Consider the following 20,988-nt stretch of genomic DNA (forward strand, 5'->3'; position numbering starts at 1 on the left):
TTATGCCTTTGTTTTGTCGCATGTCGTTATCGCAAAACCGCTACACGCTTTTAGGCGACATGTTTTAGTCCGTTACGAGGAGAGACCACCGATGACCGCCAGCGCCTATGATGACAACAATATCTTCGCGAAAATCCTGCGCGGCGAAATTCCGAGCCACAAGCTCTATGAAGACGAGCATACGCTGGCTTTCATGGATGTGATGCCGCAGGCACCCGGCCATCTTCTGGTCGTTCCGAAAACCGGCTCGCGCAATCTGCTCGATGCCGACCCGCAAGTACTGGCAAAGACCATTGCCGTGGTGCAGAAACTGGCAGTCGCAGCAAAGGAAGCCTTCGACGCTGATGGCGTCTTTGTCGCCCAGTTCAACGAACCGGCGGCTGGCCAGACCGTGTTCCACCTGCATTTCCACGTCATTCCGCGCAAGGAAGGCGAACCGCTGAAGCCGCATTCCGGCGCTATGGCCGATGGCGAAGTGCTGAAGGCCCATGCGGAAAAGATAAAGGCGGCACTTGCCTCGTGATGTTTGCCAAGACGCCCGCGCGTTTGGCAGAATGGCGGCATCCGCACACCGTCACCCCGGAGCTTATCCGGGGTGCGGCGCGATCCAGTCCTTGATCGCGCAATACTCCTCTCGGCGCAGACGCGCCTTGGCTGGTTGCCGGATCTAGTCCGGCATAACGACCGTGGTGTTTATCATCACTCCACAGGACGATAGGCATTCCTCTCCGGCCAGGGCCAGCCTTCAAGCACCGCCATATCCGGCCGGAATATCTCCACCTTCAGGGGATAGCACGGAACCGCGTCGCTCGAATGGCTGGCACCACAATCGCCGCCGGGGCAAGCGGAGAGCGCGCCGATGAGATCAATTTCCGCGAAGAGTTCCAGATAGTCGCCCGGCCGCACCGGGCTTGCCTTCATGAAATACTGATGCGTATCGCGGGTGAAACCCGTGCACATAAAGACGTTCAGAACATCGTGTACATGCGGTTCCGCCTCGCCGAATGACAGGCCTTTGGCCGCGGCGAGCGCATTGGTGAGGTTCGAATGGCAGCAATGGTGATAGTCGCCGCCGCTCAACAGCTTGTTGGTGTAGGGATCGCACCGGGTGCCGATCACATCATGCACGCCACCGCCATCTTCATCCCAGCCATACCATGACAAAGTATCACGGGTGATGGTCGCCATCGGTCGCAGGGACGGCAGATTGCTCCACAGGCGGTTGCCTACGGAAACATGGGTCGCATGCAGGGCGCGGGTTTTGCCGCTGAAAAAGCGCTCCGTCAGATCATGGGCATTCCAGAGATTCAAATCCCCCACCTGCGGGCCTTCGGTGCTGACGATGCGGAAAAAGTGTCCCTTCGGAACATTGAAAGTGCCGCCCTCGCGCGGTGGCACGATGACTTCGTCTATCTTCACCATGGCTTTTTTAGCCTGTTCAAGACGCGCAAGGTCCGGTGTCTGAAGTGTGCCGTTCGGATAAACGACGACGGGACGGACGGCGCGGCGCGCGGCGGCATCAATGGGTTCGGCGGCGGACAAGGGGGTCATGAAATCCTCGGATGGATGAAAATGTGACGCGAAATTGCGGCACGAATGGCGTGATGACAAGACGGGTTTTTCTTGCGCTCAGACCAAGTCTGACTTAGCCTCGCAGCATCATGAAACTGCCACCGCTCGCCACCCTCCGCGCGTTTGAAGCTGCGGCCAGAAGGACAAGTTTTTCCCTGGCCGCGCAGGAACTCGGCATGACGGCGGCGGCCGTAAGCCAGCATGTGCGCAATCTGGAAACATGGCTCGGCGCGCCGCTTTTCGAGCGCCATGCGAGAGGCGTGAGACTGACACCGGCGGGTCAGGAATTCGGCATGACGGTTTCGTCCGGCTTGGGGCAGATCGCTTCCGGTGCGGAACGGATCAGCCGGGGCCGAAACCGCATCACCGTTCGTCTGGCCAGCCTGCCTTCAGTGGTTGCGCATTTTCTGACACCCCGCCTGCCCCGTTTCCGCGCGCTCTATCCATACATACAGGTTTCAATCAGCTATTCCGGCAGGAATGAGACCACGCAGCCCGATCTCAGCATCACCCACGGCCCACGCCCTGCGCAAAAAGCCGTGGCGCTTTTCAGTGCCGAGACGCGCCCGACATGCGCGCCCGCTTACGCCACGAAGTCCGGTCCCTTCGACGATGTATCAAGCCTGCGGCGGGCGGAATTGCTGCATGACGCCACCGAGACGGCATGGCGGGACTGGCTGGCGACTGCTGGCCTATCCCTGTTCCAGGGCACGGGCCCAATCTTTGCGGACTTCAATCTGCTCGTGACCGCTCTCAAGGCGGGACACGGCATCGGCCTTTGCCCGACAGCGCTTCTTCGCGACGAAATCGCTGACGGTCAATTGAACGTGCTTTTCGATCGGGCGGCCGATGCGGACAAATATTACTGGTTGATTGAAGCAGAAGAGATGACCGCATCAGCCCGACTCCTGTCGGACTGGCTTGTTGCTGAAGCGCGCGAGAGCGAAAACCGGGACGATTACTCCGCCGCGATGACTTGAGTCGAAGCGCGAGCCTTCTCTCCGTTTCTTTCCCTTACCGAAAGCCACTTGAGCAGCCAGGCTGAAGCTGCACAGACGATTGCAAACGCGACGAGACCGCCGAAAATATCAGACAGATGATGACCGCCTTGAACGAGAACAGCGGGCAACATCAAGATATTGATCGGCAAGATCACCGCCATCACCAACCAGTGACGCGGAACGAACCAGACGGACATCGCCGCCATGAAGGTGTGGAACGATGGGAAACTGATTAAACCTAAAACGTTTCGCGGAGATATATACGCTACTCCCTCCTGACCCAGCCTTATGGTCTCACGACCGTACGCAGGATCAAGTGCTATGGGAATGGTTTCCAAAACCCATTGTGGGAGTTCGTTATATGCTGCGGCTCCATAGGTTGGAAAAAAAATCCAGAAGATGATGCTCGTAAAGGCCCCAAGCACCCCTGTTACCAGAAACTGGTGCAGCATCCGGTCCTTGCCGGTAAAGCCCAGAATTATGATTATTGCCAAAAGCTGTGGCAACGACGTCGCGTAGACCAAAAACAGGATTTTTCCGATCCATGGGTATGTTGCAGCCCATATAACGATGCCTGTCCAGCTATAACCGAAGGCCGCGTCCACGCGGAAAAGCAAGTGATCGATTGCCGGGAAAGAGACGGGCAGAAACATGTAATTAAAGACGGACGCGACAAGCGTAAACAGAATGAACAGTCCACCAGAAATCAGAGCGGCGGCTATGCGCAGATCGCGGCCGCTTGTGCGATAGAACTGACCGAGGATAAAAATGCCGGCACCCGCGAGTCCGCATAAAAAATATCCGGCGTAATCGACATGAATACCTTTGGCAAAGATCAATACTGCATCTGTTAAGAACAAGATGGCGATAAAGACAAGTACAAAACGTTCTGCCGCAAATAGTCGCATTGAATTGACGCCCCGGTTCAAGCCAGCAGTAAAGTAGAGTAGAGCGCTTAATATTCGGATAAGACGAGTACTAAAAACCGAGCACAAACAACCCGGCTGCCAAAAGTGCGATGGGCACGGCTACGCCGACAATGACACGTTGGCCGGCGGCCAGGAACGCTGTGAAACCGAGTGCTGCCGCGCCGATGCGTAGCCATAGCGGTGAAGCTTCAAGCGTTCCGGTTGGAAAGACGATCAGCTTGGCGGTGACGGCCATCACGAGCGCGGTGGCGACTGCCCTCACCCAGTATAGCGCCTCGGAATCCTCCTTCAGCCGGTTGCCGGCGAGCGCGCCGAGCCAGCGCCAGAGATCGGTCGCCAGCCAGCCGGCAATGGCGATGAAGAGATAGGGCGCCCACCACTGTTCGGTCATCATGGTTCGCTCTCCGGTGAGACGGGAATGATCTTTCGACGAAAGACAAAACGGTCGATCAGATAAGCCACCGTGCCGCCACCGATCCCGGCATAGAGAATGTCGAATTCCGGCGCGATTACCGCAAAGACCGGCCCCGCGATCACACCGATGATGAAGGCGACCTTGACGACGGAATGGCGGGCGGTCGCCCAGATCGACGCTATGAAATAGACAGGCGTCAGAAAAAACAGCACGCCTGCGACAAGGGGTGGAAAAGCCGCGACGACGCCGTAACAAAGGCCGACAATGATAGCGTTGACGACGGTAAGGGTAATGCCGAAACCGGCAAACCACGCAGCCCGTGCTTCGCGCGGTATCTTGGAAAGATTTTGCGTGGCGAAGACCCAGGCTGTGATCGCCACGAAGTGGGAGAGGAACAACAAAATCCATGTCGGCGTTTTTGCGCCACGCATCTCCGGAACGATGGAGGCAACCATGGGCATCATTCGCACCGATGACAGCGTCACCGCCAGAAAACACGCGGCAAGATTGGCGCCGCCGACCATCGAGCCGATCAGGATCATCTTGGCCGGCAAAGCCCAGATAACCAGCGTCATAAACACCGCTTCCCCACGTTGAACGCCCGATTCCAGCGCGAAGGCGCTGAAACCGACAAAGGATGTCATGAGAATGAGCGAGGGCAGCGAGAATATGCCCCGCATTCCCCTGAAAAACCAGCCGCGCAGGGGGATGGTATCGCTGTCTGCTGATTGCATTGCTGGTCCACTAATGCATGTCGTCCGAAAGTGCGCAGCGGTTTCGGAATGATGAGAAAAATAAAGCGCGTTTCACGAATCCGGTAAAATGCGACGCGCTTCAGGCATGAAAATGCCGGGCTTTCGCCCGGCACCGTTTGTCGGTCGGAAGACCGTTATCATTTCTTCTTCGGCACCTTCGGCACCGTATTCGCCTTGCGGCGCGGCTTGCTATCCTCGTCGGGCTTGCTCGCCTCGGCAACCAGAACATCCGCTTCCTCATTGGCAATCGCTGCCTTCGAGGCGGGCTTCGCCTTGGCCTTAGACGCCTTGCCCGGAGACTTGGCAGCATTGAGCTCTGCTTCCGGCTTCGGCCTTACCGGCGCTGTTTCCGGCAGAACCTCGAGCTTGAGGCCGTCGGAACCATCATCCTTCTTGCCGACGGTGACGCTGACGACACCGCCCTTCTTGAGCTTGCCAAAGAGGATTTCGTTGGCGAGCGGCTTCTTGATGTGTTCCTGGATTACGCGCGACAGCGGGCGAGCGCCCATCTTTTCGTCGTAACCCTTTTCCGCCAGCCAGGAGATCGCGTCTTCGTGCAGATCGAAGGTGACATTCCGCTCGGAGAGCTGCGTCTCGAGCTGCATGACGAACTTCTGTACCACCTTGTGGATAACGGCAGTCGGCAGCGGCGAGAACGGAATGATCGCATCCAGACGGTTGCGGAATTCCGGTGTGAACAGGCGGTTGATCGCCTCTTCATCCTCGCCCGTGCGTCGCGAAGAACCGAAACCGATGGCCGATTTCGCCATTTCGGAAGCACCCGCATTGGTCGTCATGATGAGGATGACGTTGCGGAAGTCGATCTTCTTGCCGTTATGGTCGGTCAGCGAGCCATGGTCCATTACCTGCAACAGGATGTTGTAGATATCCGGATGGGCCTTCTCGATTTCGTCCAGCAACACCACGGAATGCGGATGCTGATCGACGCCATCGGTCAAGAGACCGCCCTGATCGAAGCCGACATAACCGGGAGGCGCACCGAGCAGACGCGAGACGGTATGGCGCTCCATATATTCCGACATGTCGAACCGCAGCATCTCGACACCAAGCGAGGCGGCGAGCTGCTTGGCCACTTCGGTCTTGCCCACGCCGGTCGGGCCGGAGAAGACATATGAGCCGATCGGCTTGTTCGGTTCGCGCAGACCGGCGCGTGCCAGCTTGATGGCGGTGGCCAGCGCCTCGATGGCGATGTCCTGACCATAAACGACCGAGCGCAGTTCCTTTTCGAGGTTGGCGAGAACCATCTCGTCATCCTTGGAAACGGTCTTCGGCGGAATGCGGGCCATCGTCGCGATGGTTGCTTCGATTTCCCGTTCCGTGATCAGCTTGCGACGCTTGGACGCCGGCAGCAACATCTGCGCCGCACCGGTTTCGTCGATTACGTCGATCGCCTTGTCCGGCAGCTTGCGGTCGGAAATGTAGCGGGCCGACAATTCGACAGCAGCCTTGATCGCTTCGTTGGAATATCTGAGGTGATGATAATCCTCGAAGTAGGGCTTCAGGCCCTTCATGATCGCGATAGCATCATCGATCGACGGCTCGTTGACGTCGATCTTCTGGAAGCGACGCACCAGCGCGCGGTCCTTTTCGAAGAACTGGCGATATTCCTTGTAGGTGGTCGAACCGATGCAGCGGATCGCGCCTGACGACAGCGCCGGCTTCAATAGGTTCGATGCATCCATTGCGCCGCCAGACGTCGCACCCGCACCGATGACGGTGTGGATTTCGTCGATAAACAGGACTGCGCCGGGGTATTCCTCGAGCTCCTTGACGACCTGCTTCAGGCGTTCCTCAAAATCACCACGATAGCGGGTTCCGGCCAGAAGCGTGCCCATGTCGAGCGAGAAGATCGTGTCATTGGCCAGCGCTTCAGGCACCTTGCCTTCAACGATACGCTTGGCCAAACCTTCGGCGATCGCCGTCTTGCCCACGCCCGGATCGCCCACATACAGCGGGTTGTTCTTGGAGCGGCGGCAGAGGATCTGGATGGTGCGGTTGACTTCCTCATGACGGCCGATCAACGGGTCGATCTTGCCGTTTTTCGCCTTTTCATTGAGGTTGACGCAATAGGCCTTCAGCGCATCCTGCTGTTTCTTGGCGGATGAGCCTTCTTCCTCGGGATTGCTGCGTGCAGCCTTGGGGTCGGCCTCCGGCTCGTCTGCGCCACGCGGAGCGCGGGTCTGCGACGTGCCCGGACGCTTGCCGATGCCGTGGGAGATATAATTGACCGCATCGTAACGGGTCATTTCCTGCTCCTGCAGGAAGTAGGCAGCGTGGCTTTCGCGCTCGGCGAAAATGGCCACAAGCACGTTCGCTCCGGTCACTTCCTCGCGACCGGACGACTGAACATGAATGACAGCCCGCTGGATAACCCGCTGGAAGCCGGATGTGGGCTTGGAATCCTCGTCATAACCGGTCACTAGGTTGGTCAGTTCGTTGTCGACATAATCGCTGACAGTCTTGCGCAGCGCATCGAGATCAACATTACAGGCGCCCATCACGGCGGCGGCATCCGCGTCGTCGATCAGCGCCAGAAGGAGATGTTCCAGCGTCGCATATTCGTGGTGACGCTCATTTGCAAAGGTCAGTGCCTGGTGCAGCGCCTTCTCGAGACTTGGGGAAAAAGTTGGCACGTTGCGATCCTCATTTCTTTTCCATGACGCATTGCAGCGGATGCTGGTGCTGTCGGGCGAAATCCATGACCTGGCTTACTTTCGTCTCTGCGACCTCATATGTAAACACCCCACATTCTCCTACGCCGTGCTGGTGCACGTGCAGCATGATGCGGGTCGCCGCTTCGCGATCCTTCTGGAAAAAACGCTCCAGAATATGAATGACGAACTCCATTGGAGTGTAATCGTCATTCAGTAAAAGAACACGGTACAAATTCGGTCTTTTCGTCTTTGGCTTGACGCGGGTTATAACGGACGTTCCGCGGTTCGTACCGCCGTCTTCCCCGTCGCCCTCGCCCTGCATGTAGATCGGCTCAGCGATCATCTTTCATCATTCTCCAAACCGTTCTCAAACCGGCAGTCATCACCAGGAGGGAGAACTTCGCCTCTACATATCTAGGTCGTTAAGATCGGATTTTAAGCCCCCTGTGAAACGGTGCAATCACTATTGCGTTTGCGAAGAGGCAAACCTTGGGAAAAACAGGGGGCTTGCGATAGCACTGCGGGAAAGCGCGGTGCTATCCGGCTTTCCTGACGTGGTTTCAGCCTTGACGCCAAGCGCCTGCAAGGGAATCGCGAGCGACAGCGGACCCAATCTCACGCCCGCGCCATCCGCCGTCATTCCTTGTTGTCGAGCATTTCGCGAACGGCGATCGCCAGCTGTTTCAGCGAGAAAGGTTTTGGCAGGAAGCCGAACTTGGCATCCGCCGGAAGGTTTTTCGCAAACGCGTCCTCGGCATAACCAGAAACGAAGATGAATTTCAGGTCGGGATAGGATTTGCGCAATTCCCTCAGGAGTGAAGGACCGTCCATCTCGGGCATAACGACGTCCGACACGACGATATCGACCTTGCCTTCCAGCTCTTCCATCACCTCCAGCGCCTCGACACCCGAACCCGCCTCATGAACGGTGTAACCACGGGTTTCCAGCATGCGTTTGCCGCCGCGCCGCACTGCCTCCTCATCCTCCACCAGAAGCACGACGGCGGAGTTGCCGGTCAGATCCAGCGGCTCTTCCTTCACCGGTTCGGGCAGAGCCACAGGGGCGAGTGCCGCTTCACCGGGCTGCTGGCCCGGAACGTGCACCACTTCCACCACGTGGCGCGGCAAATAGATGCGGAACGCAGTGCCTTTGCCCACTTCCGATTCGGGATAGATGTAGCCGCCGGACTGCTTGACGATGCCATAGACCATCGACAGGCCGAGACCGGTGCCCTTGCCGACATCCTTGGTGGTGAAGAACGGCTCGAAAATCTTGTCCATGATCTCCGGCGGAATGCCGGTTCCGTTATCGGCGACTTCCACCATGACCATGTCTTCCGCCGGGACTTCCGGCCGACCGAGCGCTGCGGCTTCATCCGCATCCACATTGCGCGTGCGGATGGTGATCTTGCCGCCATCGGGCATGGCATCGCGCGCGTTGACGCAAAGATTGATCAGCACCTGCTCAAATTGCGACAGGTCGGTCTTCACCGGCCAGAGATCGCGGCCGTAATCCACTTCCAACTTGACATTGGTGCCGGAAATCAACCGGTCTACCAGCATGCGCAGGTCGCCGATAACGTCGGTCAGGTTGAGGATCGCCGGGCGCATCGTCTGTTTGCGCGAGAAAGCGAGAAGCTGTCGCACCAGCACCGCCGCGCGGTTGGCGTTGCGCTTGATCTCCATCAGGTCGGCGAAGCTCGGGTCTGCGGGCCGGGCCTGCAACAGCAGATGGTCTGATGACAACAGGATCGCAGTCAGCACATTGTTGAAATCGTGGGCGATGCCGCCTGCCAGCGTGCCGACGGCGTTCATCTTTTGCGTCTGCGCCATCTGGGTTTCGAGCGCCTTCTGCTCCGTCACCTCGATCGCATAAACGATTGCCACCTCTTCGGGCGCCTCGTCGTCCTGATCGATGACGGCATTGACGTAGAAACGGAAATGGCGGCCCTCGTCGCTCGGATGGCGGGAATCGAACGGGGCGATATCGCCCTGCCGGTCCTTCGCCTCGGCCAGCGCCTGCTCAAGCCTGGGTTTCTCATTGTCGTGGATGATGGCTTCGAGGGCAACGCCGCGATCGATATCGTCACGCCCGACGACGCCGGAGAACAGCTTGAGGAATGGCGCGTTGATACGAAGAATGCGGCCTTCGCCGTCGAGCGAGGCAATCGCCATCGGCGTATTGTTGAAGAAACGCGTGAAGCGCATGGCGGACGAGGATTCCGTATCCTCCTGCCCTTTCGGACGCATCAGAACAATCGTCCGGCTTTCGCCGGGCGCGCCGTCCTTCGAGGTAACCTGATGCACGAGGCGGGCCGGCATGCTCTGGCCGTTGACCCGGCGCATGTCGAGATCGAGAATCTCGGTGCGCTTGGCTGAACCCTGCGGATGGACGGATTCGATCAGCGCCATACCCTCGCCGGCGACGATGTCCGACACAGTCATCGAACCGGGCGAAAATTGCGCGAGATCGATGCCGAGCCATTCGGACAGGGTGGCGTTCAAATAAACGATCTCACCCTTGCGACCTGCGGAAAAGAAACCGGCCGGCGCGTGGTCGAGATAATCGATGGCGTTCTGCAATTCGCGGAAGAAGCGTTCCTGATCTTCCCGCTCAGGCGTGATGTCGGCGATCTGGAAGACGTGCAGCGCCTCGCCGCCCGCATCCTTCAGCACCCGACCTTTCAGCCGGTACCAGTGCGGCCCGCCGGAAGTGGCCTCCCCGAGCGGCTTGAGCAGACGGAACTCCTCGTAACCGTCACGCCCCTCCCGCAAAACATTGATGAGGCGATAGAGCGCTTCGGTCGATTCCCGGCTGCGCGAGAGCAGCGTCTCCAGGCTCTGGATATCGCTCGCCTTCGTGGTGCCGCTCATCCGGCAATAGGTGGCGTTGGCGTAGACCATATGCCCCTTGGCATCGGTAATCAGTGTGCCGTCCGGGTGTGCCGACAGGAAACGGCGGGCCAGCCCGTCCGATTGCGACTGCGGCATGACCTCGATGAAACCGATGATCGACGACACCAGAAAAAAGATACCCATCATCGCCAGCACGCCGAGAATGCCGAGCACGATTTCGTTTTCCAGCGAATCCTTGAAATAGACGAAAGCAGCGGCGGCAGCGATGAGCACCAGCGCCAGCAGCAGAATCCGCAGAACCGTGCCGGAACGGGCACGCCTGTCCACCAGCGGAAGGTCGTTGTCGCTTGTCTCGCGCACCCGTGTCATCTTGGCCTCGCAGTCCTGCAGGTCGTCATTCGGTCAGCCCTATTTCCTCAACGGAATCGGGCAGTAGAATTTCTTGTAGCAACTCGCTTGACCGTCAAAAAGCTCCGCTGCACCACAAAGGCTTAAAATCGCACAGAGAAACGGCCCTAAAGAGGCGCAAATGCCTCAGAAGCCTATTTTGCGGCTGCAGGTCAGCGCTTTAACCTGGCATTGAATGCGTGGCGCGGAGCATACGATGTTGCCGTCCGCAACCGTGCAAACCGAGCATCCATCCGTGAAATCGATACAGGATGGATTGTCTCTTACGAACTCGATCATGTTCGCAGGATTTTCGGACGCCTTGTCATCCGCCGTCGCGGCCTGAGCGGCAAAAACAAATCCCGGCAATCCAAATAAAACAACAAAAATGAAAACTCTTACCGGAAACCCGTCAACCAGCAATTTCGCAAGCATTTACAATCGCTCCTTCGAAGAGAGAATTGCAACCTTCATTGCTCCCCGGCATTGAAGGGAAAGATATGGCGCTTTGGTGGCGCCCGGCCGGCTGATGAGACGATCCTATGAAGCGATCCTGGGGACGAAATGAATAAACCTTGTATCACGCAAAAAAAAATCGTCTTTTCCTGCTTGACGTTCACATTATAAGAACCACAGCAATATTAATTGCACGAAAAAATCTGAAGGGATGATCTCCATGATGGAAGATTTTATCGGCACCTATGGAAACAATCTCATCGTCGCCGTCGTCGGTGTCGGTCTCGCCCTGCTTGTTCTGGCAATTGTTCTCTGGATACTGCGCAGGCGCGGCGGGGCGGCCCCGTTTATCCGTGGCGGTCGCAACCGGCAGCCGCGCTTGCAGGTTCTCGATGCGACGGCGGTGGACGCCCGGCGCCGTCTGGTGCTGGTGCGCCGCGACAATGTCGAGCATCTTGTCATGATCGGCGGTCCAACCGATATCGTCATCGAGAGTGGTATCGGCGCCATCCCAATCGTCAGGGAAGTGCGCGAACCGCAGGAAGCGGAACTCAAGGCGCTGCCGCGTCAGGACAGCGAACCTAAAAGGGCTGAACCGCCGATCCCTCGCGAAAGCCGCCCAGCTTTGCCACAGCAGCCAATCGCAGCGGCATCTCCAGCCTCCTTGCCGGAAGAACCCGTAAAGCAGCCGCAGCGGCCGGAACCGCCCGCCCCGGCTGCTCGTGCAGCACCCACCTCTGCACCGGCCGCATCGCTGCCACCACGTCCGTCTACGCCGCCGCAACCGGTATCCACGCCCATGACGGCACGCGAGCCCGTTGCACCGATAAGACCAGCCGTCCCGGAAAGGGATGCTACCCGTCCTGCGCCACCACCGGCATCGGTCATTGCGGCACCGGCCGCCGCTGTTCTGCCTCTCGCCGCCGCATCACTCGACATGCCCGCCGAGCGACCGGAACAGCGCCGCCCTGATCCCTTCGTGCCGGCTCCTCTACCCTCGGCGCCGCCCGCACCGCCTGTCGAGGCAACGGTTCCTGAAGAACGGCCGACGGTCGTTGCGCCGCCGGTTTTTGCCGCGCGCGAACCGGTCATCGACCAAACGAATGCCGCAGATTTTCTGGATGCCGCGCGCGAGCGCGTTCTACCCGGCCTGAAACCGGGGCAAGATGCGCCTGCGCCCTTTGCGCCAAAGCCCGAAAATCCGCCCGTCGTCTCCGCTAACGCCGAGCCGAAATTTTCCGATGACCTTGCCAGCGATTTCGAAAGCTTTCTTGAGGCGGAGATCGCCAAGAGCAAAGATGCGGATAGCGAACAGGCAGTCGCCGCTGCTGCGGAAAAGCCAAAAACCGAACCCGTCTCGCCGCCTGTTACCGGTGCAACGCCGGATGGCGACATGCAGAAGGAAATGGCGCGCATTTTCGGCGAACTTTCCGTTACCCGCGACCGCTGACAGGTTCACATCTGTCGGCAGACAGACATTCAAAACAAAAAAGGGCGCGGAAACAAATCCGTGCCCTTTGTCATTTTGGTTCTGTTCATTGGCCGGCTCGCCGAAGCGCCCGGAACAACGCTGGCATTATTCGTCGCGGTAGACTTTTTCACGACGCTCGTGACGTTCCTGCGCCTCGATGGACAGGGTCGCTATCGGTCGTGCGTCGAGGCGCTTGAGGCCAATAGGCTCACCCGTTTCTTCACAGTAACCGTAAGTGCCGTCATCAATCCGCTGAAGGGCAGAGTCGATCTTGGAGATCAACTTGCGCTGCCGGTCACGGGCGCGAAGTTCGATCGCCCGGTCAGTTTCCGAAGATGCCCGATCGGCTAGGTCGGGATGGTTGGCGCTTTCTTCGGCGAGATGTCCGAGGGTCTCGCGCGCTTCTCTCAGGATGTCGTTTCTCCAGGCGACCAGCTTCGCGCGGAAGTAGGCACGCTGGTTTGCATTCATGAACTCGTCGTCTTCCGAGAGCACATATTTGCTAAGATCGATCTTCTCACTCAACGCGATTCTCCTCGAAGAACATCTCAATGCGGCGGTGTATACTCCAATGATATAGGCTGATTCAAGTCTACAGATCAGTTTTCAGGCATTTTTAAAACTGACACAAAAATCATCTAAATGACTAATTTTTATCCTTTATTCGTATTCAAGCGATCTCTTCTTAAATCACTTAAACGCGACTTACCAACAGGAAAGAGGACTTGCGGTCATGCAACCCTATCCTGTAGCATTCCTCCATTGCCTCCCATTCGAACGTCGGTCCCCGCCCTTGACAGCATCTTCTCCGAGCCGAGTGTATCTTTTGCGCCACGCCAAAGCCGCCTGGGCGGCACCGGGAGAACGCGATTTCGACCGGGGATTGAACGAGGCCGGTTTTGCCGAGGCGGAGATCATCGCCGACCTTGCCGCAGACCGGCGCTACCGCCCGGACGTGCTCTTGTCCTCCACGGCCACGCGCTGCCGGCAGACCACGCAGGCCTGGCAGCGGGCCTTCAACGAGGGCATCGACATCGTCTATATCGACGAAATGTACAACGCGCGCAGCGAAACCTATCTTTCTCTCATCGCCGCGCAAACGGACGCACAGTCCGTGATGCTGGTCGGGCACAACCCCACAATGGAGGCGACGCTGGAGGCGATGATAGGCGAGGACCTGCTGCATGCCGCCCTGCCCTCCGGTTTTCCGACATCCGGTCTTGCGGTTCTCGATCACGACGACAGTGCCGGGAATGGTAAAAATCGCTGGCGGCTGGTCGATTTTCTCTCGCCCGGCAAATAGCCGCAGCAGCGTGTGACCAATGCGTTGCCGAAGCCAGACCCGTTGAAAATCCATTGGCGCGCTTCTTTTTTGGGCAACCGCCCCTTCCTATATTGCAGCTGTGACCGTGAAAAATAGCTGGGAAACTGCCATTGCCGCCTTCTCTTACGTCCCTGACAGACAGTGCGCTCATTGCATTCGACAATCTGGCCGACCGTGCGAGCACCCTTACAAATCCGACATTGCGGCTTGGCGTCACCGGTCTTTCGCGGGCGGGCAAGACGGTTTTCATCTCCTCGCTCGTCCACAATCTTCTGAATGGCGGTCGTCTGCCGCTGTTTGAGGCCATGCGGTCCGGGCGCGTCTCGAATGTGCGTCTGGAGCCGCAACCGGACGATGCCATTCCCCGGTTTCAGTATGAGGACCATATTCAGGCTCTGGTACGCGACAGGCTCTGGCCGGATTCGACACGGGCAATCTCTGAACTGCGGATCACGCTCGACTACCAGAGCGCCAGCGGTTGGGGCCGTTGGTTTTCCTCAGGCAAGCTCTCCATCGATATCGTCGATTATCCCGGCGAATGGCTGCTCGACCTGCCGCTGCTTTCGCAGGACTACAAGAGCTTCAGCGACAGCACCGTCGCGCTGGCGCAAAATGGCATCCGCGCCGAACTCGCGCAGGAATGGTTGGCAATAGCCTCCTCGCTCGACATCAATGCGCCTGCCGACGAGATGACGGCGCGACGCCTCGCGGAAAGCTTCGCCGCCTATCTGAAGGCCTGCAAATCCGACGAGCGGTCGCTCTCCACCTTGCCGCCGGGCCGTCTGCTGATGCCGGGGGATCTCGAAGGATCACCGGCGCTGACCTTTGCGCCCCTGCCGGGCCTGACAGACGACAAGGCACCTAAGGGGTCGCTGCGCGCCATGATGGAGCGGCGCTACGACGCCTACAAGGCAATCGTGGTGAAACCCTTCTTCCGCGAACATTTCGCCCGCCTCGACCGGCAGATCGTGCTGATCGACACTCTTCAGGCGGTCAATCGCGGCCCGGAGGCGGTGCAGGATCTGGAACGGGCGCTGGGCGATGTTCTCGCCTGTTTCCGCCCTGGCACCAACAGTCTTTTGTCATCACTGCTGGGCCGGCGTATCGACAAGGTGTTGATTGCCGCTACCAAGGCCGACCACCTGCATCATGAAAGCCACGACCGGCTGGAACGGCTAACCCGCCGTCTGGTGGACCGCGCCATCACCACCATCGGCATGAATGGTGCCGGCATCGAGGTCATAGCACTGGCTTCCGTGCGCGCTACGCGGGAAGCAAGCGTGAGACAGGACGGTCACGAGCTTCCGGTCATCGTCGGCACGCCGATGGCGGGTGAAACCATCAACGGCGAGATATTTGACGGCAACCGTAAGACGGCGATCTTTCCCGGCGACCTGCCCGAAGATCCGGAGCCGCTTTTCCGCAGCATCGACAGGGATGGCGACAAGGCGACGTTGCCGGACGTCAATGTCGTGCGGTTCCGCCCGCCCAATATCGATGAACCGGGCAGCGGCGGCATCCGGCTTTCCGTTCCCCACATAAGGCTCGACCGCGCCATGCAGTTCCTGTTTGGAGACAAGCTCGCATGAAGGCTCCCACACCAAACGATCCGCAGGCACGCCGCCCGGCGGCGTTCACGCTCGAAACCGAAGAAACGGCAAGCGCAACCGTCGCGCAAAAACGCGCACCGCGCAGCTTCGACACCGAGATTTCCCTGACGCCCGATGAGGATGATCCATTTTTAGCACCTGAAGAGACGGATGCCGCCGCATTGCCGGTGGCCGTGCCGAAGAAAAGCCGCTTCTCCTTCGGCAAGCTCGCGCTTGGTGCACTCGGCGTGCTGTTCTCGCTGGCCTTCGGGCTCTGGGCGGATCAGCTTATCCGCAATCTCTTTTCCCGCTCCGACTGGCTGGGTTACACGGCGAGCATTGCGCTCCTTGTTGCGCTTTTTGCCGTCCTCGTTCTGGTCGGACGAGAAGTGTTCGGCATCATGCGGCTCAACGCCGTTCAATCGCTGAAAGCCGATGCGGAGACGGCCAGCCTCGACAAGAGCCCGAAACCCGCCCGCGCCATCGTTACCCGCCTCAATGCAGTTCTCTCCCACCGCGCCGAAACGGCCAAGGGGCGCGCCGCACTCAAGGACACCGAAAACGACGTGATCGACGGGCCGCATCTGATCGAACTTGCCGAACGCGAATTGCTTGTGCCGCTCGACCGGCAGGCCCGCGCGCTGATCCTCAACTCCTCCAAACGCGTCTCCGTCGTTACCGCCGTCAGCCCACGCGCCGTGGTCGATCTCGCTTATGTGCTGTTCGAGGTGACAAGGCTGGTGCGCGCCATGGCGGAACTTTACGGCGGCCGGCCGGGCACGCTCGGCATGCTCAGGCTTTTGCGTGACGTCGTCGCCCATCTCGCGGTCACAGGTTCGATCGCCGTCGGTGATGGGCTTGCCCAGCAGGTTCTCGGTCACGGGCTTGCCTCAAAACTCTCCGCACGCCTGGGTGAAGGTGTCATCAACGGTCTGATGACGGCGCGAATCGGCATTGCGGCGATGGATCTGTGCCGCCCGCTACCCTTCAAGGCGGTAAAGCGACCCGGCATAGGTGATTTCATGTCTGACCTCACGCCCGATCTCGGTGGCGGAAAAACCGGTCAAAAAGCCTGATCAGCCGGACTTGTACGGCTCAAAAGGTTACGGACGAAGCTGTAAATAAAGCCGAAATAAACCAAGCATTAACCATTCCGCCGGTAGATTGCCGCTTATCGAACAGGCTTCTTCGCCGGGGAAAGTATCATGTATTCGCGCTTCTTTTCGCTTGTGGGCGGACTTGCCGCCATATTGTCCGTCAGCGGCAGCTTTGGCCTGTCTGACGTCCATGCCGCATCGCGCGATCGCGACGACGTGTTTTTCCGTTCCGTTGCCGGAAGCTGGAAAGGTCCGGGCGAAATCGTCGCCGGCAAGTACAAGGGCACCAAGTTTACCTGCGACCTGACGGGCGAGCCGCTCGACGACAAACAGACGGGCATCAAGCTCGCCGGCACCTGCCGCGTCGGCGTCTTCAGCCAGCCCATGTCCGCGGTCATCAGCCAAAAGGGCGGCTCTTACGAGGGCAAGTTCCTCGACGGCGCCGAAGGCAAGGGACTGGACATCATTTCCGGGCAGGTCAGCGGTGACAAGGTCGTTGTAGGCATCAATCGCGCCAAGCTCAACGGTGCCATGGTCGCCCGCGTCTCGAACGACAATTCGATGAACATCACCATTTCCGTCAAGGTCGCCGACCAGATGATCCCGGTTATCGGCGTCACACTCGCGCGCGACATCGACCAGATCGCCGTCGGTTCGATCAAGCCGTAAAACCCGCGACCTTTTCAGCCATCGCCAAGCGGGAGTGTCCACCACTCCCGTTTTTCGTTTGCGCTGATGATGCCGGTTGTATCCGCCTGCCGCAGCCATTCCCGCACGGGCTTGCCCCGGACTTCGAGATCGGGTGCGATATCGGCTAGCGGCATCAGCACGAAAGCACGCTCCGTCATGCGCGGATGCGGCACTTCAATGCTTTGCGTAACGACAACATCATTACCATAGGTCAGCACGTCGATATCGATGGTGCGCGGCCCCCAGCGCTCCGTTCTGACGCGTTTCATGCCCTTTTCGATATCGAGGCACAATTGCAGCAGCGCGGGTGCTGAAAGCGAGGTTTCGACCAGCGCACAGCAATTGAAAAAATCCGCCTGGTCCGTCTTACCCCAGGGCGGCGTGCGATAAAGCCCGGAGACAGACAGCACCCGGCAATCGCCGTGTGCATCCAGTTCGCGCAAGGCTCTGGCCATTGCAGCGGCAGGGTCACCGATATTCCCGCCAAGGCCCAGTGCGGCAACTGTCATCCTGTCAGGCACGGTGTTCAACACTCACCTGCGCATAGTCGAGAATGCCGGGAACCGGCGCAGAGGGCTTGCGAACCGTGATACGCAGCCAGACAATCTGCGGATAACGCGCGCGCAGCGCCTTCGCGATATCGTTCGCGAGGGCCTCGATCAGGTAACGGCGCTGGCCGACGACGATCTTTTCGATAACGGCGAAGGCGACGCCATAATCGACGGTATTTTCGATATCGTCGGTTTCGAGCGCGTTACCCGCTTCAACCTCCATCTCGGCATCGACGAAAAAGCGCTGGCCCAGCACCTCCTCCTGCTCGAGAAGGCCATGACGGGCGAAAAAGGAACAGTTTTTCAGAATAATGGTGTAGCGGCTCATCGCATCGCCTCCATGGCGGGGTTATACCGGAATAGCCGGCCTCTTTTAAGGCATGCGGCACTCCGGCATCTATTGATCTATGCATCGGGCCTTGCCGACGCTTTGGCAAGAACCGCGTCGGCAATTGCCAAAGCGTCGCGTGTTACGGCGACATTGTGCACGCGAAAAATCGCGGCACCCGCCAGCCTGAGGATCACTGTCGTCGCTGCTGTTCCGATATCGCGTTCTTGGGCCGCATCCCTGCCCGTCAGCGACCCGATGAACCGCTTGCGCGACGTCCCGGCCAGAACAGGCAGGTCAAACGCGGCAAGTTCGCCAAAGCGCGCCATCAGCTCGACATTTTCACGCTCGTCCTTGGCAAAACCGAAACCTGGATCGAGCACGATGGCGTCACGGGCAATTCCCGCAGCTTCCGCCATCTCAAGCGAACGATTGAGGAATTCGAACTGATCCTCGATAACATCGGCGCGCTTCTGCCTGTCGCGCCCGGTATGCATGATGCAGACGCCCGCGCGCGCGGCGGCAACAACACCCGCCATGTTCCCGTCCTTCTGCAGGCCGAAAACATCGTTGACGATATGGGCGCCCGCCTCGATCGCCAGCCTTGCCGTGGATGCGCGGTAGGTGTCGACGGAAATCAGAACATCCGTCTCGCGACGGAGCCGTTCGATAACCGGCAGCACGCGATCCTGTTCCTCACCCTCGGTCACCTCGGCCGCGCCCGGGCGGGTGGATTCGCCGCCGATATCAATGATATCCGCCCCCTCCTCGACACAGGTCAGGGCATGGGAAAAAGCCGCATCAACGGCAAGATAACGGCCGCCATCCGAAAAGGAATCGGGCGTCGCATTGACGATGGCCATAATACGGCCACGTCCATCAAGTTTCAGGGAGCGACCATGGGCCGCTTGCCACACATTGCTGCCGGCTGTTATCACGTAACACGCGCCTTTCGGGAATAACGGAGTGTTATGCCAATTCTTATAAGTTCCGCTCCGCCTATGCAGCAAACGTTTTTCAAGTTCAACCGGAAGGCCGGGTTATGACCATATCTTCACGTGCTCTTTGCGCCGTTTTCGCTGGCGCATTAGCCTTTTCCATGCCCGGATCGGCCTTTTCCGAAACCATCGTCAGCAAGACCTATTCCTATTTTTCGATCAGCGGTAAAACCGCCGCTGACCTCGACAAGCAGCTTTCCAAGCATGGCCCGCTGACGCGCAACACCGGCGCACGCCATCCCGGTGCCACCGAGATCAAATTCGGCGGCGAACTCACCTATGTCGAGAAAAACGGCATGTGCAGCGTTGGAAGTACCAAGGTGTTGCTGAACACCCGTATTCTCCTGCCGCAATGGAAAAACCGCCGCCGCACCACGGCGGAACTGGCCTTCATCTGGGATACGTTGCTTGCAGATATCAAGCGCCACGAGGAACGGCACGCGGAAATCGCCCGCACCCATGCCCGCTCGCTCGAAAGGCAACTGACGGCGCTTCGTCCGCAAAAAGACTGTGAAACGCTACAGGCAATGGTCGGCAAGATCACTCAGACCGTCATGGACGAGCACGACAAGGATCAGTTGCGGTTCGATATCGTGGAATCCAAAAACTTCGACGCGCGCATGACCCGGCTTTTGAAGAACCGGATCGAACAGGGCCAGAACCGGCGCTGAGGCGCCTTTCCGCCCATACTCCCCTGGACGCGAAACGCAACGCTAACATGACGTTACGTCATGTTCGATATCACCCGTGACTTCTCGTCATGGTGCGGTCGACGAGACTCATTGTAGCTTGTTCACATGGTTTTTAACGGTGGTGATCCGCAGGGGTCCGGCGTTCGAAACCACCTCCGGTTCTCCCGGTGCGCACTTGAGGCTCGCAGGTGTTTCCTCCCTCGCTTGCATGCTGCGTACCCGCCTCGCCCCGCTCCCCGCTAACAGGTGAGCGGGGCTTTTTCTGTGGCGTATAATGCGGCTTGCCGTCAGCCCTGACGTTCGGGAACGTGAACGACAAGGCCGTCAAGCTCGTCCTTCATCTTGATCTGACAGGAAAGACGCGAGGTCGGGCGTACTTCGAATGCGAAGTCCAGCATGTCCTCTTCCATCGGCTCGGGTCCGCCGACGCGTTCCGCCCATGCGTCATCAACATAGACATGACAGGTCGCACAGGCACAGGCGCCGCCGCATTCCGCATCGATGCCGGGTATGGAGTTGCGCACGGCATTCTCCATGACGGTGGAACCGTTGCTTACGTCGAGTTCATGGGGCGTGCCGTCAAAGGCAACAATGGTCAGTTTTGTCATGCCGGAGATCCAAAATGGTGTCTAAGAACTGTTCTAAACAAACACATAGAAAGGCCGGTTCGCCTTGGCAACCCGCTTCTCGCAGGCGCCAAGCGCAACCGGCCCTGTAAAACAGACTGGATTCGCCTTAACGGCAGAGCTTTAGGATGAAATTTTCCGCTTCGACAATCGCTGCCGCAAGTCTGGCTACGGCCGCGCTATCGTTGCCCTTGTCCTCCACTGCCGCCGCCGCCGTGGAAACGGTGGAGGCACCAACCGCCTGCGCGGCCCCCTTTAGACGATGGGCAGTTGCCTTGACGGTCTTGTCGTCAGCGCCGGCCATTTCATGCAGGGCAGCACGGGCGTTACGGCTGAAGAGTTGCAGCACCTCGATTTCAAGTTCCTTGTCGCCCATCGTCTGGCGCGCGAGATGTTCGAAATCGATTGGTCTTGTCGCGGCGGCCGGCGCACCACCAAAATTATCCGGAGCTTCGAAAGCAATACTGACGGCTGCCATATCTGAAATTCCTTTGTCTCGCCGTTTCCTGTTTCGTGTCACATCTGTGTCGTATTTACGCATTGAAGCCGGTGCTATCAGCTTAAATTACGGCGTGA

22 protein-coding genes are annotated in these 20,988 nt (G+C 58.8%); 8 read left to right on the forward strand and 14 right to left on the reverse strand.

All coding sequences use genetic code 11. The features are described 5' to 3' along the window. The first annotated feature begins 91 nt into the window (after positions 1–91). Positions 92–523: an HIT family protein gene (locus AB4Z23_RS13615; protein WP_111789258.1), complete on the forward strand. Its 432-nt coding sequence runs from the start codon at positions 92–94 to the stop codon at positions 521–523. A 176-nt stretch (positions 524–699) separates the two neighbouring features. On the opposite strand, the gene AB4Z23_RS13620 is transcribed toward AB4Z23_RS13615, so the two are convergent. Then, a complete protein-coding gene (locus AB4Z23_RS13620; protein ID WP_441360284.1) occupies positions 700–1,551 on the reverse strand; it encodes an urea carboxylase-associated family protein in 852 nt (283 codons plus the stop codon). A 110-nt stretch (positions 1,552–1,661) separates the two neighbouring features. Here AB4Z23_RS13620 and AB4Z23_RS13625 point away from each other — a divergent pair, with 110 nt between their 5' ends. Beyond that, positions 1,662–2,552 (forward strand): LysR family transcriptional regulator, encoded by an 891-nt coding sequence (locus AB4Z23_RS13625; RefSeq protein ID WP_421476379.1) that lies wholly within the window; start codon positions 1,662–1,664, stop codon positions 2,550–2,552. Here the strand turns inward: AB4Z23_RS13625 and AB4Z23_RS13630 are convergent. The 7 genes from AB4Z23_RS13630 to AB4Z23_RS13660 form a co-directional block, all read right to left on the reverse strand. After that, the gene (locus tag AB4Z23_RS13630; protein ID WP_421476381.1) at positions 2,531–3,481 is read right to left on the reverse strand and encodes a phosphatase PAP2 family protein; all 951 of its coding nucleotides are present in this window, start codon (positions 3,479–3,481) and stop codon (positions 2,531–2,533) included. The two genes, AB4Z23_RS13625 and AB4Z23_RS13630, sit on opposite strands and share 22 nt — an antisense overlap. Positions 3,482–3,551: 70 nt before the next feature. After that, on the reverse strand, positions 3,552–3,896 hold the full coding sequence (locus AB4Z23_RS13635) for an AzlD domain-containing protein (RefSeq protein ID WP_421476383.1): 345 nt from the start codon (positions 3,894–3,896) through the stop codon (positions 3,552–3,554). Beyond that, positions 3,893–4,651 carry an AzlC family ABC transporter permease gene (locus tag AB4Z23_RS13640; RefSeq protein WP_013636011.1) on the reverse strand — a complete coding sequence of 253 codons (759 nt, stop codon included), beginning with the start codon at positions 4,649–4,651 and terminating at the stop codon, positions 3,893–3,895. The genes AB4Z23_RS13635 and AB4Z23_RS13640 overlap by 4 nt, the downstream gene beginning before the upstream one ends. Positions 4,652–4,809: 158 nt before the next feature. Further along, the gene (clpA, locus tag AB4Z23_RS13645; RefSeq protein WP_421476385.1) at positions 4,810–7,326 is read right to left on the reverse strand and encodes an ATP-dependent Clp protease ATP-binding subunit ClpA; all 2,517 of its coding nucleotides are present in this window, start codon (positions 7,324–7,326) and stop codon (positions 4,810–4,812) included. Between the two features lie 10 nt (positions 7,327–7,336). After that, positions 7,337–7,690 (reverse strand): ATP-dependent Clp protease adapter ClpS, encoded by a 354-nt coding sequence (gene clpS, locus AB4Z23_RS13650; protein WP_003512812.1) that lies wholly within the window; start codon positions 7,688–7,690, stop codon positions 7,337–7,339. Positions 7,691–7,983: 293 nt separating this feature from the next. After that, complete coding sequence (gene cckA, locus AB4Z23_RS13655; protein ID WP_003512808.1) at positions 7,984–10,572, reverse strand: cell cycle histidine kinase CckA; 2,589 nt, start codon at positions 10,570–10,572, stop codon at positions 7,984–7,986. Between the two features lie 165 nt (positions 10,573–10,737). Then, positions 10,738–11,025: a hypothetical protein gene (locus AB4Z23_RS13660; RefSeq protein WP_421476387.1), complete on the reverse strand. Its 288-nt coding sequence runs from the start codon at positions 11,023–11,025 to the stop codon at positions 10,738–10,740. A 232-nt stretch (positions 11,026–11,257) separates the two neighbouring features. On the opposite strand from AB4Z23_RS13660, the gene AB4Z23_RS13665 reads away from it, so the two are divergent. Continuing rightward, positions 11,258–12,496: a flagellar biosynthetic protein FliO gene (locus tag AB4Z23_RS13665; protein ID WP_421476389.1), complete on the forward strand. Its 1,239-nt coding sequence runs from the start codon at positions 11,258–11,260 to the stop codon at positions 12,494–12,496. A 126-nt stretch (positions 12,497–12,622) separates the two neighbouring features. Here AB4Z23_RS13665 and dksA read toward each other — a convergent pair whose 3' ends face one another. Next, entirely contained in the window at positions 12,623–13,042 is a 420-nt protein-coding gene (dksA, locus tag AB4Z23_RS13670; RefSeq protein WP_003512796.1) for an RNA polymerase-binding protein DksA, read from the reverse strand. 268 nt (positions 13,043–13,310) lie between these two features. Here dksA and AB4Z23_RS13675 point away from each other — a divergent pair, with 268 nt between their 5' ends. The 4 genes from AB4Z23_RS13675 (at position 13,311) to AB4Z23_RS13690 (ending at position 17,196) form a co-directional block, all read left to right on the forward strand. Then, positions 13,311–13,820 carry a SixA phosphatase family protein gene (locus tag AB4Z23_RS13675; protein ID WP_035198195.1) on the forward strand — a complete coding sequence of 170 codons (510 nt, stop codon included), beginning with the start codon at positions 13,311–13,313 and terminating at the stop codon, positions 13,818–13,820. A gap of 131 nt (positions 13,821–13,951) precedes the next feature. Next, a complete protein-coding gene (locus AB4Z23_RS13680) occupies positions 13,952–15,430 on the forward strand; it encodes a YcjX family protein (protein ID WP_421476391.1) in 1,479 nt (492 codons plus the stop codon). After that, on the forward strand, positions 15,427–16,506 hold the full coding sequence (locus AB4Z23_RS13685; RefSeq protein WP_038490816.1) for a YcjF family protein: 1,080 nt from the start codon (positions 15,427–15,429) through the stop codon (positions 16,504–16,506). Before AB4Z23_RS13680 ends, AB4Z23_RS13685 begins: the two co-directional genes overlap by 4 nt. A 129-nt stretch (positions 16,507–16,635) precedes the next feature. Beyond that, positions 16,636–17,196 (forward strand): hypothetical protein, encoded by a 561-nt coding sequence (locus tag AB4Z23_RS13690; RefSeq protein ID WP_003512790.1) that lies wholly within the window; start codon positions 16,636–16,638, stop codon positions 17,194–17,196. Between the two features lie 14 nt (positions 17,197–17,210). Here AB4Z23_RS13690 and folK read toward each other — a convergent pair whose 3' ends face one another. The 3 genes from folK to folP all read right to left on the reverse strand — a co-directional run bounded on the left by folK (position 17,211) and on the right by folP (position 19,034). Beyond that, on the reverse strand, positions 17,211–17,726 hold the full coding sequence (gene folK, locus AB4Z23_RS13695; protein ID WP_112496944.1) for a 2-amino-4-hydroxy-6-hydroxymethyldihydropteridine diphosphokinase: 516 nt from the start codon (positions 17,724–17,726) through the stop codon (positions 17,211–17,213). A 4-nt stretch (positions 17,727–17,730) separates the two neighbouring features. Further along, positions 17,731–18,096 (reverse strand): dihydroneopterin aldolase, encoded by a 366-nt coding sequence (gene folB / locus AB4Z23_RS13700; RefSeq protein ID WP_013636000.1) that lies wholly within the window; start codon positions 18,094–18,096, stop codon positions 17,731–17,733. Between the two features lie 77 nt (positions 18,097–18,173). Beyond that, on the reverse strand, positions 18,174–19,034 hold the full coding sequence (gene folP / locus AB4Z23_RS13705) for a dihydropteroate synthase (protein WP_162692011.1): 861 nt from the start codon (positions 19,032–19,034) through the stop codon (positions 18,174–18,176). 104 nt (positions 19,035–19,138) lie between these two features. Between folP and AB4Z23_RS13710 the strand changes: the two genes are divergently transcribed. Next, positions 19,139–19,765, forward strand: a complete 627-nt coding sequence (locus AB4Z23_RS13710; RefSeq protein WP_038490810.1) for a DUF922 domain-containing Zn-dependent protease — start codon at positions 19,139–19,141, stop codon at positions 19,763–19,765. A gap of 308 nt (positions 19,766–20,073) precedes the next feature. On the opposite strand, the gene AB4Z23_RS13715 is transcribed toward AB4Z23_RS13710, so the two are convergent. Continuing rightward, entirely contained in the window at positions 20,074–20,394 is a 321-nt protein-coding gene (locus tag AB4Z23_RS13715; protein ID WP_003512782.1) for a 2Fe-2S iron-sulfur cluster-binding protein, read from the reverse strand. A 127-nt stretch (positions 20,395–20,521) separates the two neighbouring features. Next, a complete protein-coding gene (locus AB4Z23_RS13720; RefSeq protein ID WP_003512780.1) occupies positions 20,522–20,890 on the reverse strand; it encodes an Hpt domain-containing protein in 369 nt (122 codons plus the stop codon). Positions 20,891–20,988 lie beyond the last annotated feature (98 nt).

The organism is Agrobacterium sp. MCAB5 (assembly GCF_052114365.1).
Taxonomy (GTDB): Bacteria; Pseudomonadota; Alphaproteobacteria; order Rhizobiales; family Rhizobiaceae; genus Agrobacterium; species Agrobacterium tumefaciens.